The organism is Kitasatospora sp. NPDC059648, from assembly GCF_042734825.1.
Taxonomy (GTDB): domain Bacteria; phylum Actinomycetota; class Actinomycetes; order Streptomycetales; family Streptomycetaceae; genus Kitasatospora.
Genome location: NZ_JBHWDU010000014.1, coordinates 22,221 through 36,663, shown reverse-complemented (window position 1 = coordinate 36,663; position 14,443 = coordinate 22,221). Strand labels below are relative to the sequence as shown.

Here is a 14,443-nt window from a genome sequence, read left to right as displayed (position 1 = left end):
TGCGGTGTGGTGAAGGAGTGGGAGTGATGGCCGACGGCGGCGAGCGGGTGGCGTGGGGCCAGGGGCTGCGGTTCGCGTTCGGGACGCTGTCGGTGCTGCGGGTGCGGGTGGAGCGGTGGGACCGGGCGGCGGGGGGCCGGGCGATGACGGCGGCCCCGGTGGTCGGCGTCGTGCTGGGCGGGATCGCGGCAGGGGCGGGGGCGCTGGTGACCTGGCGGGCGGGCGGGCTGCTCGGGGCGGTGACGGCGGTGGGAACGCTGGCCGCGTTGACCAGGGGCCTGCACCTGGACGGTCTGGCGGACGTCGCCGACGGGCTGGGCAGCGGCAAGCCCGCCGAGGACGCACTGCGGATCATGAAGCAGTCCGACATCGGGCCGTTCGGCGTCCTGACCCTGCTCCTGGTGCTGCTGGCACAGGTCGCCGCCCTGGACGGCCAGTTCGGGCACTCGGTGCTTCGCGGCGCGCTCGCGGTGCTCGCCTCGGCGGTGGCCGCCCGGTGCGCGCTCGCCTGGGGCTGCCTGCGGTCGGTGCCGGCCGCCCGCCCGGGCGGGCTCGGGGCGATGGTGGCGGGCACCGTCCCGCCCGTCGGGGCCGCCGCCGGGACGGCCCTCGCGGCGCTCGCCCTGGCCGCGGGCGGATCGTTCGACGGGTGGTCAGCCCTGCGGCTGCCGCTGGCCGTTGTGGCCGGCACCGGCTGCGCCGGACTGCTGCTCGGACGGTGCGTCCGCCGGTTCCGCGGGATCACCGGGGACGTGCTCGGCGCCATGGCGGAGACCGCCGCGACCGGGACGCTGTTCGCCCTGGCGTTGCTCGGCTGACACCGGGCGGCGCGTGATCCCACCATGCGGACTACCATGCGTGAAGCACCGCAGCCCTGCACCGTGGCAGGTCCTGCCCGCCCGGCGAGCACCGAGGAGCCGGGGCCTCTGGTGTGCGCGGCCGCTGTCGGCGGACGCGCGCGCCAGGGGGCCCGGAACCGCAGGGCCCGTCGGCGGACGGCCTGCGACGGCGGGCTGCGCCGGTGCGGCAGTCACGCCGCCACCGGCCGTGGACCGCGAAAGAACAGGACGCATTACGTGACTGCATTGTCTGTGAGCACCTCCTCCGCCGCCTCGTTGCGTGCGGACGCCCTGGTGGTCGGTGTCGCTAAGGGCCCCAAGGGCGTTGTGCTGGCCCCCGGCGCCGAGGCCGTGAACGAGGCGTTCGAGGGCAAGCTGGCCGAGGTCCTCGGCACCCTGGGCGCGACCGGCGCCGAGGGCGAGACCGTCAAGGTGGCCTCCCCCGCGGGCCTGAAGGCCGCGCTCGTGCTCGCGGTCGGCCTCGGCGAGGCGGCCGAGGACGGTTACGGGCTGGAGGCGCTGCGCCGCGCCGCCGGTGCCGCCGCCCGCACCCTGGCCGGCGTCAAGAAGGCCGCGCTGGCCCTGCCGGCCGAGTCCGCGGAGGAGGTCGAGGCGGTCGCGCTGGGCGGCCTGCTCGGCTCGTACGCCTTCGGCACCTACAAGGGCAACGGCAACGGCAAGGAGCCCGTCGGCGAGCTGGTCGTGCTGACCGTCCGCAAGGGCAGCAAGGACGCCAAGGCCGCCGTGGAGCGGGCCACCGCGATCGGCGAGGAGATGAACCGCGCCCGCGACCTGGTCAACACCGCCCCGAACGACCTGACCCCGAAGAGCTTCGCCGCGATCGCCCAGGCGGCCGGCAAGGAGCACGGCCTCAAGGTCGAGGTGCTGGACGAGAAGGCGCTGACCAAGGGCGGCTTCGGCGGCCTGCTGGGCGTCGGCAACGGCTCGGCCAACCCGCCGCGGCTGGTGAAGGTGGCCTACACCCACCCGAAGGCGAAGGCCTCGCTGGCCTTCGTCGGCAAGGGCATCACCTACGACTCGGGCGGCATCTCGCTGAAGCCGGCCGGCCACAACGAGACCATGAAGTGCGACATGGCCGGCGCCGCCGCCGTGTTCGCCGCCGTGGTGGCCGCCAAGCGCCTGGGCCTGACCGTCAACGTGACCGCCTGGCTGGCGCTGGCCGAGAACATGCCGTCCGGCTCGGCCACCCGCCCGGGTGACGTGCTGCGCATGTACGGCGGCAAGACCGTCGAGGTCCTGAACACGGACGCCGAGGGCCGCCTGGTGCTGGCCGACGCGATCGTGAAGGCCGGCGAGGACAACCCGGACGTCATCGTCGACGTGGCGACCCTGACCGGCGCCATGGTGCTGGCCCTGGGCACCCGCACCTTCGGCGTGATGGCCAACAGCGACGAGCTGCGCGAGAACCTGCACGCCCTGGCGGGCGAGGTCGGCGAGCAGTCCTGGCCGATGCCGCTGCCGGCCGAGCTCAAGAAGGGCATGACCGACTCGACCATCGCCGACCTGGCCAACATGGGCGAGCGGATGGGCGGCGGCCTGGTGGCCGGCCTGTTCCTCCAGGAGTTCGTGGCCGAGGGCATCGACTGGGCGCACCTGGACATCGCCGGCCCGGCGTTCCACGAGAGCGCCCCGTTCGGCTACACCCCGAAGGGCGGCACCGCGAGCGCGGTGCGCACCCTGGTCCGATTCGCGGAGCAGACCGCGGCCAACGGCAAGGCCTGATCCGCGGGCCCGATCGGTCGGCCTGATCGTGGCCCCGGTCCTTGCGGACCTGAGCCCCGACGGGGGCCCGGCGCACACGCGCCGGGCCCCCGTCGGCGTTCCCGCGCTGGTTACCTGCGAGTAGACGAGGACGGCCCACCGCACCTCTGTTCGCCACGGGCGAAACTTTGTTCCGCAGTGCGGAAGAGGTGGCCGCACAGCGGGCGGAAGACGCCCGTCCGGCGGCTGTCAATACAGCTCTGAGCTGCGATGATGCCCTTCCGTCGGGGGTGTTCCCGCCCCGGTGACCGCTCCTCGGGACACCCCTGGGGCGGACCCGGACATCAGCCACCGCGAACAAGTGCGAAGATGTATTTCCGGCACGACTGGGCGCCCCACAAGGGCTTCCGACCCACCGGACCGCGACCGGCCCGGCGACCCACCCCATTGCATGGAGGACGTGACGTGGCGAACGACGCCAGCACCGTTTTCGACGTAGTCATTCTCGGAGGCGGAAGCGGCGGTTACGCCGCGGCGCTCCGCGCCGCTCAGCTGGGTCTGAGCGTTGCCCTGGTCGAGAAGGGTGAGCTGGGCGGCACCTGCCTGCACCGCGGCTGCATCCCGACCAAGGCTCTGCTGCACGCCGCCGAGATCGCGGACGAGACGAAGGAGGCCGCCGAGTTCGGCGTTCTGGCCACCTTCCAGGGCATCGACATCAACGGCGTCCACAAGTACAAGGACGACGTCATCGCCGGCCTGTACAAGGGCCTGCAGGGCCTGGTGGCCTCCCGCAAGGTGACCTTCGTCCAGGGCGAGGGCAAGCTCTCCTCGCAGACCTCGGTGGACGTGAACGGCCAGCGCATCGAAGGCCGCCACATCGTCCTGGCCACCGGTTCGGTGCCGCGCTCGATTCCGGGCCTGGAGATCGACGGCAACCGCGTGATCTCCTCGGACCACGCCCTCAAGCTCGACCGGATCCCGAAGTCGGCCGTCATCCTGGGCGGCGGCGTCATCGGCGTCGAGTTCGCCTCGGTCTGGAAGTCCTTCGGCGTCGACGTCACCATTGTCGAGGCGCTGCCGCACCTCGTCCCGCTGGAGGACGAGAACTCCTCCAAGCTGCTGGAGCGCGCCTTCCGCAAGCGCGGCATCAAGTTCGAGCTGAAGGCCCGCTTCTCGGGCGTGGAGTACACCGAGACCGGTGTCCGCGTCTCCACCGAGAACGGCAAGCAGATCGACGCCGACCTGCTGCTCGTCGCCATCGGCCGCGGCCCGGTCTCGGCTGGCCTCGGCTACGAGGAGAACGGCGTCGCGATGGACCGCGGCTACGTCCTGGTCGACGAGTACATGCGCACCAACGTGCCCACCATCTCGGCCGTCGGCGACCTCGCCCCGACCCTGCAGCTCGCCCACGTCGGCTTCGCCGAGGGCATCCTGGTCGCCGAGCGCCTGGCAGGCCTCAAGCCGATGCCGATCGACTACGACGGCGTCCCGCGCGTGACCTACTCCAACCCGGAGGTCGCCTCCGTCGGCATCTCCGAGGCCAAGGCCGTCGAGCTGTACGGCAAGGAGAAGGTCGTCACCCTGAAGTACAACCTGGCCGGCAACGGCAAGAGCAAGATCCTGAAGACCGCCGGCGAGATCAAGCTCGTCCAGGTCAAGGACGGCGCCGTGGTCGGCGTCCACATGGTCGGCGCCCGCATGGGCGAGCAGGTCGGCGAAGCCCAGCTGATCTACAACTGGGAGGCCCTGCCGGCCGAGGTCGCGCAGCTCATCCACGCCCACCCGACCCAGTCCGAGGCCCTGGGCGAGGCGCACCTGGCGCTGGCCGGCAAGCCGCTGCACGCGCACGACTGATCGCGCCCACCACCCCCCGTTTCCAGTACTTCCCGTACGCAAGACTTGATAGGAGTCGCTGAAACCATGGCGGTCTCAGTAACACTGCCCGCGCTGGGCGAGAGCGTTTCCGAGGGCACCGTCACCCGTTGGCTGAAGGCCGAGGGTGAGCGTGTCGAGGTCGACGAGCCGCTGCTCGAAGTGTCGACCGACAAGGTCGACACCGAGATCCCGGCCCCGGCTTCCGGCATCCTCTCCTCGATCAAGGTCGGCGAGGACGAGACCGTCGAGGTCGGCGCCGAGCTGGCGGTCATCGACGACGGCTCGGGCGCCCCGGCCGCTGCCGCCGCTCCGGCCGCCGAGGCCGCTCCGGCCGCCCCGGTTGCCGCTCCGGCTCCGGCCGCCGAGGCCCCGGCTGCTCCGGCTGCCGCGCCGGCGGCTCCGGCCGGCGACGCCACCCCGGTGCTGCTGCCCGCCCTCGGCGAGTCGGTCACCGAGGGCACCGTCACCCGCTGGCTGAAGGCCGAGGGTGAGACGGTCGAGGTCGACGAGCCGCTGCTGGAGGTCTCGACCGACAAGGTCGACACCGAGATCCCGTCGCCGGTCGCCGGTGTCGTCGTCAAGATCCTGGTCGGCGAGGACGAGACCGCCGAGGTCGGTGCCCAGCTCGCGCTGATCGGTGCCCCGGGTGCCGCCGCTGCCGCCCCGGCCCCGGCTGCCGCTCCGGCTCCGGCCGCTGCCCCGGCCCCGGCTGCCGCTCCGGCTCCGGCCGCTGCTCCGGCCGCTCCGGCCCCGGCTGCCGCTCCGGCTCCGGCCGCTCCGGCCCCGGCCCCGGTCGCCGCCCCGGCTGCCCCGGTCGCCGCCCCGGCCCCCGTCGCCACCCCGGCTGCCCCGGCTGCCCCGGTGGCCGACAACGGTGACGCCTACGTCACCCCGCTGGTGCGCAAGCTCGCCGCCGAGCACGGTGTCGAGCTGTCCTCCGTCGCCGGCACCGGCGTCGGCGGCCGCATCCGCAAGCAGGACGTCATCGCCGCCGCGGAGGCCGCCAAGGCCGCTCCGGCCCCGGCCGCCGCTGCCGCCCCGGCCGCCGCGCCGAAGGCCGCCGCCGCGCCGTCCGCCCTGCGCGGCCAGACGGTCAAGATGACCCGCATGCGCAAGGTCATCGGCGACAACATGATGAAGGCCCTGCACGAGCAGGCGCAGCTGACCAGCGTGGTCGAGGTGGACGTCACCAAGATCATGTCGCTGCGCGCCAAGGCCAAGGACGGCTTCCTCGCCCGCGAGGGCGTCAAGCTCTCCCCGATGCCGTTCTTCGTCAAGGCCGCCGCCCAGGCGCTGAAGGTCCACGCGGTCGTCAACGCGCGGATCAACGAGGCCGAGGGCACCATCACCTACTTCGACTCGGAGAACATCGGCATCGCCGTGGACTCCGAGAAGGGTCTGATGACCCCGGTCATCAAGGGGGCGGGCGACCTCAACATCGCCGGCATCTCGAAGAAGACCGCCGAGCTGGCCGCCAAGGTCCGCGACAGCAAGATCACCCCGGACGAGCTGTCCGGCGCCACCTTCACCATCAGCAACACCGGCTCGCGCGGTGCGCTGTTCGACACGGTGATCGTGCCGCCGAACCAGGCCGCCATCCTGGGCATCGGCGCCACCGTCAAGCGCCCGGTGGTCATCGAGGCCGACGGCGGCACCGCCATCGGCATCCGTGACATGACCTACCTGTCGCTCTCCTACGACCACCGCCTGGTGGACGGCGCCGACGCCGCCCGCTACCTGGTCGCGGTCAAGGAGATCCTGGAGGCCGGCGAGTTCGAGGTCGAGCTCGGCCTGTAAGGCGTCCCGGCCCGGGAGCCCCGCGTCGTCCCCGGACGGCGCGGGGCTCCCGGCTTTCCGGATGCGCTTTCCGCCGGGTCATGGCATGCGCGGAGGCGGCGGAACAGGGATGCTTGAGCCGTGATGGACGAGACCGACTTCTGGCAGATCATCGACGACACCTGGGAGGCCGCCGCGGGCGATCCCGACGAACAGGCCGAGCGGCTGGTGGAGCGCCTGGTCCAGCTGACCCCGGACGACGTGATCGACTTCGCCCGGCTGTTCGAGGCCCGGTTCCAGCGCGCCTACCGCCACGACCTGTGGGGCGCCGCCCACCTGCTGCTGGACGGTGCCTCCGAGGAGACCTTCGACTACTTCCGCTGCTGGCTGATCGGCCAGGGCCGGGAGGTCTTCGAGGGCGGGCTCGCCGAACCGGACGACCTGGCGGACCTGCTGCCGGAGTTCGACGAGGAGGAGGACGGCGAGGCCGAGGACCTCGGCTACGCCGCCGACGAGGCGTACGAGCAGCTGACCGGCCTGCCGCTGCCGGACGTCGGCGGGCGGGAGGCGGGGCGGCCGTCCGGGACCCCGCTGGACTTCGAGGACCCGGACGTCATGGCGAAACGCTTCCCCAAGCTCTGGGAACGCTACGGGGACCAGTAGCGGCTCAGGTGCTGCTGCCGGAGGAGCTGTCCTGCTTGATGCCCTTGAGGATCTGGTCCAGCACCGAGGCGTCCGGCGCGGCCGGGTCGTCGTCCACGCCGCCCTCGAACACCACGTAGCCGCCGCCCTTGGCCGGGACGGCGGCCAGCAGCACGTAGCCCTGGGTGCCGTCCGAGGTGCGGACGTGCCAGCGGGTGGCGTAGCCGAGCACGCCGGCGACGCTGACGTAGCCGGAGCCGGAGTCGGTGTGGGAGGAGATCCCGCTGAAGATCGTCCCGGCGTAGGCCGGCATCGCGGCGTCGGCGGCGGCCTTGGGGGTGTCGCCCTGGGCGGTGTCCTTCTCGATCGAGAACTGGCCGCGGATGCAGGAGTTGCCGTCGGCGCACGTGTAGCGGCCGCTGCCGAGGTAGACCGTGGAGTGCGCGGAGTTGGCCGCCGCGTCCCAGCCGTCGAACACCGGGACGCTGATCGCGTGCTGCGGGTCCGGCACGGTGCTCTTGAGGGACGGGACGGGCTTGGGGGCCGGGGTCTTCCGGGTCGGGGTGGGGCTCGGCGAGGGGCTGTCGCTCCGGGTGACGGTGACCGTGGGGTCCGGGGTCGGGCCCGCCTTCGGGTCCCCGCCGTTGCCGAGCACCAGCCCGGCGATGATCCCGCCCACCACCAGCACGGCGACGCCGACGCCGACGATCACGCCGGTCCTGCTGCGCCCGGGGCCGGCCGGCGGCGGGTAGCCGTAGACGGCGCCCGGGTAGCCCTCCTGGCCGGGGTACGGCGACTGGCCCGGGTACGGTGCCTGGCCGGGGTAGCCGTAGCCGGGGGCCTGGGCCGCGTCCTGGACCGGGTAGCCGTAGCCGGGGGCGGGTGAGCCGCTCGGCGCCGGGTAGCCGTAGCCGGGCTGCTGCTGCGGGGCGGAGGGCTGCCAGGTCTGGGTCGGCGCGTCGGCGACCTGCCCGGCGCCGCCCTGGAGCGGCCGGACCTCGCTGGTCCAGGCGTTGCCGTCCCACCAGCGCTCGTGACCGGGCGCGCCGTCCGCACCGGGGACCGGGTACCACCCGGGAGGCGTCGAGTTGCTCACGGGCGTACGGTACCCGGCGGCGTGCCGCTCCAGACAGGGCAGGTACGTCACGACTCTGCGACGCCCGTTCCGACGGGGCGTCAGGTCGTTCGGGGCGGGTTCCGGCGGGTCCGGCGGGGGTTCAGTCGGTGAGTCGGCGGGCCATCCAGACGTCGTCCACGTAGCGGCCGTCGATCAGGAACTCCTCGGCCAACGAGCCCTCGACCACGAAGCCGCAGCTCTCGTACAGCCGACGGGCCGGGGCGTTCCAGCCGAGCACCCGGAGGGTCAGTTTGCGGGCGCCGCCGGCCCGGGCCGCCGCGCAGGCCGCTTCGACCAGCCGCCGGCCGATGCCCCGGCCGCGCACCGTGTCGTCGACCGCCAGCCCCTGGATCTGCCGGACGTGCCGGTTCGCGGCCAGCGGGGTCGGCGGAACCTGGCGGACGTAGCCGACGATCCGGCCGTCCAGGACGGCGAGCAGGTACTGGTCGGGGGTGTGCCGCTCGTCGAAGACCCCTTCCTCGGCGGACGGCTCCGGGGAGACGTCGGACAGGGTGGACCAGGCGGCGCGGTTGAGCTCGGCGAGTCCGCGCTCGTCCTCGGGCCGGGCCGGGCGGATGGTCAGATCGTCATTGCGGGTCATGCTGCGTGATGCTAACGGGGCGCGTGCGAAGGGTGACAGGCGATAAGAACTGCGAGGATGGGCCCATGCGCATCGCTGTCACAGGCTCCACGGGATTGATCGGTTCGGCGCTCGTCCGCTCCCTGCTGGCGGACGGCCACGAGGTGGTCCGGCTGGTCCGGCACCGCTCCAGGACGGGCCCGCAGCCCGACGGCAGCACCGCGATCGGCTGGAACCCGCTGCTCGGCGAGGTCGACCGGGACGGGCTCGCCGGGGTCGAGGCGGTGGCGCACCTGGCCGGGGCCGGGGTCGGCGACCGGCGCTGGTCGGACTCCTACAAGCGGGAGATCCGGGAGAGCCGGGTGTACGGCACCGAGACCCTCGCGGTCGCACTGGCGGCACTCAAGGAGCCGCCGCGGGTGCTGGTCAGCGCCTCCGCGGTCGGCTGGTACGGGCAGACCGGCGACCGGGTGGTCGACGAGGACTCCCCCGCCGGGGACGACTTCCTGGCCGAGGTCTGCCTGGAGTGGGAGGCGTCCGCGCGGCCGGCCGAACGGGCCGGGATCCGGGTCGTCCACCCGCGCACCGGGATGGTGCTCTCCGCCGCGGGCGGGGCGGGCGGGCGGCTGTTCCCGCTGTTCAAGCTGGGCCTGGGCGGGCGGCTCGGCAGCGGTCAGCAGTACTGGAGCTACATCTCACTGGCCGACGAGGTCGCCGCGCTGCGGTTCCTGATCGACCGGGAGGACCTCTCCGGCGCCTTCAACCTCACCGCGCCCGAGCCGGCCACCAACGCGGAGCTGACCGCGGCGATCGGCCGGGCGCTGCGGCGGCCGACGCCGTTCCCGGTGCCGGAGGCCGTGCTCAAGCTGGTGCTCGGGGAGCTGGCGGTCGAGGTGGTCGGCAGCCACCGGGTGGTGCCGCGGCGGCTGTTGGACGCGGGCTTCCGCTTCGCCCACCCCGACCTGGAGTCGGCGGTGCGGGCGGCGCTGTGACGGACGCGCGCGCGGGGCGGTGACGCACCGCCCTGCGTAGGTCCGCTACGGCATTCGCCCTGGCCAGAGGCATATGCCGGGCGGGGTCGGAGGGGGCTCCGGGAGGGGGCGCACGGGAGCACACAACGGGCGCGTCGCACGCCCCCGGTGACCGTGCGCGCCCGTCTGCCGGGCAACCCGGCCCGTACGGCGCACTGTCCGTGACCGCGCCCCCTCCCGGTGTCGCACAACCCCTCCCGACCCCCGCATCGAGCTCATCGCATTTGTCTGATGCTCACACTGACTGGGCATCACCTTCCTCGGACCGTTCCCGGCACCCCGCTGCCTGCGTCGGCCGGAGCCCCGGGACCAGGGAGGGAGCACGCCAGTGCCCACGTACGACTTCACCCGCCGCGCCCGCCGACCGTCCGACCCGGACGTCGTCGTGGTCGGCGCCGGACTCGCGGGCCTGGCCGCCGCCCGCGCACTCACCGGCCACGGCCTGACCGTTCAGGTCCTGGAGACCACCGACCGGATCGGCGGCCGAATGGCCACCCGCTCAGTGGACGGCTTCCGTCTCGACGACGGCGGCCACCTGCTGAACACCGCCTTCCCGGAGCTGCGCCGGGCCCTCGACCTCGACCGCCTGGACCTGCGCCCGCTCGCGCCCGGCGTACTCGTGCACAGCGCCGGCCGCCGCTACCGCGCCGGGGACCCGCAGCTCACCGCCGCCCGGCAGGCCGCGCTCCGGGCCCCGCTCGGCAGCCCGCTGGACAAGGCACGCCTCGGCAGCTGGCTCGGCCGGATCGCCGGCACCCCGGCCGGCCGCCTGAAGGCCCGCCCCGAGACCACCGCCGCCCGCGCGCTGACCGGCCACGGGCTCGCCCCGCGCAGCATCGACGGCTTCCTGCGGCCGCTGCTCAGCGCCCTGCTCGGCGATCCGGCCCTCGGCACCAGCAGCCGGATCGCCGATCTGGCGCTGCGCTCGTACGCGCGCGGGCGGCTCTGTCTGCCCGCCGACGGGATCGCGGCCGTGCCGGCCCAGCTGGCCGCCGCACTGCCCGCCGGCACCGTGCGGACCGGGGTGCAGGTCACCTCGATCGGTGCCGACGGCGTGGAGACCCTCGCCCACGGGCGGATCGGCGCCCAGGCCGTGGTGGTCGCCACCGACGCCCGCTCCGCCGCCGGACTGCTGCCCGGGCTGCGGCTGCCGGACTTCCACCCCGTCACCACCTTCTTCCACGCCGCCGACCGGGCCCCGCTGAACGAGGCCGTGCTGCTGCTCGACGCCGACCGGCCGAACGGGCACCCGTCGCTGGTCTCGCACTCGCTGGTGCTCAGCGAGCTGCACCCGTCCTACGCCCCGGCGGGTCAGGCGCTGGTCGCCACCACCGTGCTCGGCAGGCGCTCCTTCGACGCGGGCGGCCCGGCCGGGCTGGAACCGGCCGTCCGGGCCCGGCTCGCCGAGCTGTACGGCACCTCGACGGCGGACTGGCAGTTCCTCAGCGTGCGGCACGTCCCGGACGCGCTGCCCGCGATGCCGCCGCCGCACAACCTCCGCCGCCCGGTGCGGCTGCTGGCCGGGCTGTACGTCGCCGGGGACCACCGGGACAGCAGCACCGTGCAGGGCGCGCTGGTCTCCGGACGGCGGGCGGCGCAGGCGGTGCTGGGCGACCTGGGGCTGCCGGCCGGTTCGCGGGAGGCGGAGGCGGCGGCCTGAGCGCCGTGTCCACCGGGCGGTCCGCCGGGAGGTGCTCCGGCCCGTGCCGACGCGCGAGCGGTCCGCCGGGGTGACGGACCGACGGCGTGCCGTGCCGTGCCGGGGCCCCGGGCTCCACGGCTCCGGACAGAGAGCCGGTGAGCTCCCGGCCCGGTCGTCTTCGGGTGGTTCCGGCGGGGTGCGCGGTTCAGATCACCCCCGCTTGGCGGGCCGTCTCCTCGAAGGCGCGGGCCACCTGGCTGCCCCGGTACGGGGTGAGGCGGCGGTGGAAGTCCCGGACGTACTCCAGCGAGCGGGCCGAACGCATCTCCCCCGCCGCCCGCAGCGCGTCGGTGGCCATGGTGCAGGCCTCGTCGAGGTCCCCCATGCCGAGCCGGGCGGTGGCCAGCACCAGCCGGCAGAAGATCCGGCTGCGCGCGTAGGCGGGCGAGCGCAGCCGCAGCGACTTCTCGGCGTGCTGCGCGGAGGTGCGCCACTGCTGGAGGTCGCGGTAGCAGTGGGCGAACTCGTCGGAGAGCTGGGCCTCGTCGAAGTACCGCGCCCAGGAAGGCAGTTCGTCGCCCGTACGGGAGGCCGCGAGCGAGCGCTCGGCCCGTACCAGCGCCGTGGTGCAGGAGCGGACGTCACCCAGCAGGCCGTGCCCGCGCGCCTCGGCGGCGTGCATCAGCGACTGGACCACCGGCGGGACGGCGGTGCCGACCCCCTGCTGGGCGACCCGGGCGAGCTGGACGGCCTCCCGGCCGTGGCCCAGGTGGACGGCCTGCTGGCTCATCGTCACCAGGACGTAGCCGCCGAGCGCGCGGTCCCCGGCCGCCTGGGAGAGACGAAGCGCCTGGACGAAGTAGCGCTGGGCGAGGCCGTGAGCGGCGATGTCGAAGGACGTCCAGCCGGCCAGCCTGGTCAGGTCGGCGACGGCGCCGAACAGGGCCCGGCCGATCTGCTCGCCGTAGCGGCCGCGCAGCATCGGCTCGGCCTCGCTCTCCAGGTAGCGGACGAGCGCCTGGCGGGCGTGGCCGCCGCCGTAGGCGTGGTCGAGCGCGCGGAAGAGGTCGCCGACGGCGCGGATGGCGGCGATGTCCCCGCGGCCGACCCGCAGGGCGGGGCGGGCCTCGCGGGTCGGGTCGGGGTACGGCGGTTCGACGGCGGTGGGCGGGCGGCGGCTCTGGGTGGGCACCCGGCCGATGGTGGCGGCGGTGCCGGTGGTTCCGGCGGTGCTGCGGGCGCCGGGGGTGCCCGGGGCGCTGCCGGGCTGGGGGCGCGCCGGGCCCAGGACCGGTGCGCCGGGCGCACCCGGGGCGGTGGGTGCGCCCGGGGCGGTGGGTGCCGGGGCCCCGGGAGTGGTGCCGGGCGGACCGGCGGCGTCCGGGCGGCCCAGGGTGGAGCCGTCCCGGGCGACCCGCTCGTCGGTGCGGCCGATCAGCCAGTCCCGGCTGGGGACGACCAGGCCGGCCGGGGTGAAGGCGATCCGGCGCAGCTCCGACTGCGGACCGTTGTCCTTGCGCCACATGCTCGCCACGATGTCCACCGCCTCCTGCGGGGTCTCGGCGAACTCCAGGCCCGCGTAGACCGGGGCGCAGGCGTCCAGGCCGAGGTCCTGGGCGGTGAGGCGGCGGCCGAGGCGGCGGGTGAAGACCTCGGCGATCAGCGCCGGGGTGGCGCCGCGGGGCTGCTGTCCGCGCAGCCAGCGGGTGACCGAGGTCTTGTCGTAGCGCAGGTCGAGGCCGTGCTCCAGGCCGAGCTGGTCGACCCGGCGGGCCAGGCCGGCGTGCGAGAAGCCGGCCTCCTCGATCAGGGCGGCGAGCTGGCCGTTCTGCGGCGTCGGGCCGGAGTGGCCGGTGTGGCTGCCGTGGCCGCTGGTGGTCGCGGGGGCGGCGGTGGCTTCGTGCCGGGCGGGTGTGGCCTGCGCGGGCAGCCGCAGCTCGTCGGCGGTCGGGGCGTCGGCGGCCAGCGTGTCGGCGGCCAGCGTGTCGCCGGTCAGCGTGTCGCCGGTCAGCGTGTCGCCGGTCAGCGTGTCGGCGGTCAGGGCGTCGGGGGCGTCCGGAAGGCCCCGGCCGACCGGGCCTCGGCGCTGGCCGAGCGGGTCGAGCGGTCCGTACGCCGGGCTGTCGGTTGCAGGCCGTTGGGGCATGTCAGTCAACACCTCTCGGACGTCGCACCGGGCTCCACCAGCAGTTCGGCTCGCCCGGGCGGCGCCCCCTGTCGGGAATCGGCGTGAATGTAGCGAGCATTCGGGCGCTATGGGTGGATCTGACCGAGCAATCCTCCGAACGGGTGAAGCAACCGCGCCCATTGTGGGGAAGCGAGGTCAGGATGGGTTTGGCCGTCCGGGGTCGAACCGTCGATCGACGCTCATAGTGGTTGACGCCATGGCCAGCGCGCTTGCTGTGTCGGTCCGCCACATGGGAGCCGCGCCGTCGGATTCCTACCGTTCTCGGCCATGGACACCTCTACTGCCCGCCCGCTCGACGGCCGCACGGCCCTGGTCACCGGGGCCGCCTCGGGCATCGGCCGGGCCTGCGCCGAAGCCTTCGCCGGGGCAGGCGCCCGGGTCTACGTCGTCGACCTCGCGGCCGGCCCGGCCCGGGAGCTCGCGGACCGGATCGGCGGGCACGCGGTCGTCGCGGACCTCGCCGATCCCGAGGCCGTGGACGCCCTGCCGGCCGACGCCGACATCGTGGTCAACAACGCCGGCCTCCAACACGTCGCGCCCGTGCACGAGTTCCCCGCCGACCGCTTCACCCTCATCCAACGCGTCATGGTCGAGGCCCCGTTCCGCATCCTGCGCCGCACGCTCCCGCACATGTACGAGCGGGAGTGGGGCCGGATCGTCAACGTCTCCTCCGTTCACGGCCTGCGCGCCAGCGCCTTCAAGTCCGCGTACGTCACCGCCAAGCACGCCCTGGAGGGCCTCAGCAAGACCGTGGCCCTGGAGGGCGCCCCCTACGGCGTCACCAGCAACTGCCTCAACCCGGGCTACGTCCGAACCCCCCTGGTGGAGAAGCAGATCACCGCCCAGGCCCTGGCGCACGGCATCCCCAAGGACGAGGTCGTGGAACGGGTCATGCTCGACCGCACCGCGGTCAAGCGCCTCATCGAACCCGAGGAGGTCGCCCAACTCGCCCTCTGGCTCTGTACCCCGCCCGCCGCCTACATCACCGGCGCCAGCCTCCCCATCGACGGTGGCTGGACGGCGCACTGAGA

Annotated in this window: 11 protein-coding genes; 8 read left to right on the top strand and 3 right to left on the bottom strand. The window is 74.2% G+C overall.

Features of this window, described 5'->3' with window-relative positions; translation table 11 throughout:
- The first annotated feature begins 26 nt into the window (after positions 1-26).
- The 5 genes from ACFV1W_RS11635 to ACFV1W_RS11615 all read left to right on the top strand — a co-directional run bounded on the left by ACFV1W_RS11635 (position 27) and on the right by ACFV1W_RS11615 (position 6,875).
- The gene (locus tag ACFV1W_RS11635; RefSeq protein ID WP_380415401.1) at positions 27-818 is read left to right on the top strand and encodes an adenosylcobinamide-GDP ribazoletransferase; all 792 of its coding nucleotides are present in this window, start codon (positions 27-29) and stop codon (positions 816-818) included.
- Positions 819-1,076: 258 nt separating this feature from the next.
- Complete coding sequence (locus ACFV1W_RS11630) at positions 1,077-2,582, top strand: leucyl aminopeptidase (protein WP_380415399.1); 1,506 nt, start codon at positions 1,077-1,079, stop codon at positions 2,580-2,582.
- A gap of 444 nt (positions 2,583-3,026) precedes the next feature.
- Positions 3,027-4,415: a dihydrolipoyl dehydrogenase gene (gene lpdA / locus ACFV1W_RS11625; RefSeq protein WP_380415397.1), complete on the top strand. Its 1,389-nt coding sequence runs from the start codon at positions 3,027-3,029 to the stop codon at positions 4,413-4,415.
- Between the two features lie 66 nt (positions 4,416-4,481).
- Entirely contained in the window at positions 4,482-6,233 is a 1,752-nt protein-coding gene (sucB, locus tag ACFV1W_RS11620) for a 2-oxoglutarate dehydrogenase, E2 component, dihydrolipoamide succinyltransferase (protein ID WP_380415395.1), read from the top strand.
- Between the two features lie 123 nt (positions 6,234-6,356).
- Positions 6,357-6,875, top strand: coding sequence for a DUF4240 domain-containing protein (locus tag ACFV1W_RS11615; RefSeq protein ID WP_380415539.1), 519 nt, complete (start codon positions 6,357-6,359; stop codon positions 6,873-6,875).
- Positions 6,876-6,879: 4 nt separating this feature from the next.
- Here ACFV1W_RS11615 and ACFV1W_RS11610 read toward each other — a convergent pair whose 3' ends face one another.
- Positions 6,880-7,950 (bottom strand): DUF2510 domain-containing protein, encoded by a 1,071-nt coding sequence (locus ACFV1W_RS11610; protein ID WP_380415393.1) that lies wholly within the window; start codon positions 7,948-7,950, stop codon positions 6,880-6,882.
- Between the two features lie 121 nt (positions 7,951-8,071).
- Complete coding sequence (locus tag ACFV1W_RS11605; protein WP_380415392.1) at positions 8,072-8,572, bottom strand: GNAT family N-acetyltransferase; 501 nt, start codon at positions 8,570-8,572, stop codon at positions 8,072-8,074.
- Between the two features lie 65 nt (positions 8,573-8,637).
- Between ACFV1W_RS11605 and ACFV1W_RS11600 the strand changes: the two genes are divergently transcribed.
- Together ACFV1W_RS11600 and ACFV1W_RS11595 are read left to right on the top strand one after the other, a co-directional pair.
- Positions 8,638-9,543, top strand: coding sequence for a TIGR01777 family oxidoreductase (locus tag ACFV1W_RS11600; protein ID WP_380415390.1), 906 nt, complete (start codon positions 8,638-8,640; stop codon positions 9,541-9,543).
- A 367-nt stretch (positions 9,544-9,910) separates the two neighbouring features.
- Positions 9,911-11,242 carry an NAD(P)/FAD-dependent oxidoreductase gene (locus ACFV1W_RS11595; protein WP_380415388.1) on the top strand — a complete coding sequence of 444 codons (1,332 nt, stop codon included), beginning with the start codon at positions 9,911-9,913 and terminating at the stop codon, positions 11,240-11,242.
- A gap of 187 nt (positions 11,243-11,429) precedes the next feature.
- Here ACFV1W_RS11595 and ACFV1W_RS11590 read toward each other — a convergent pair whose 3' ends face one another.
- Positions 11,430-13,370, bottom strand: a complete 1,941-nt coding sequence (locus ACFV1W_RS11590) for a regulator (RefSeq protein ID WP_380415386.1) — start codon at positions 13,368-13,370, stop codon at positions 11,430-11,432.
- A gap of 309 nt (positions 13,371-13,679) precedes the next feature.
- Between ACFV1W_RS11590 and ACFV1W_RS11585 the strand changes: the two genes are divergently transcribed.
- Entirely contained in the window at positions 13,680-14,441 is a 762-nt protein-coding gene (locus ACFV1W_RS11585; protein WP_380415384.1) for a 3-hydroxybutyrate dehydrogenase, read from the top strand.
- Positions 14,442-14,443: the final 2 nt, after the last annotated feature.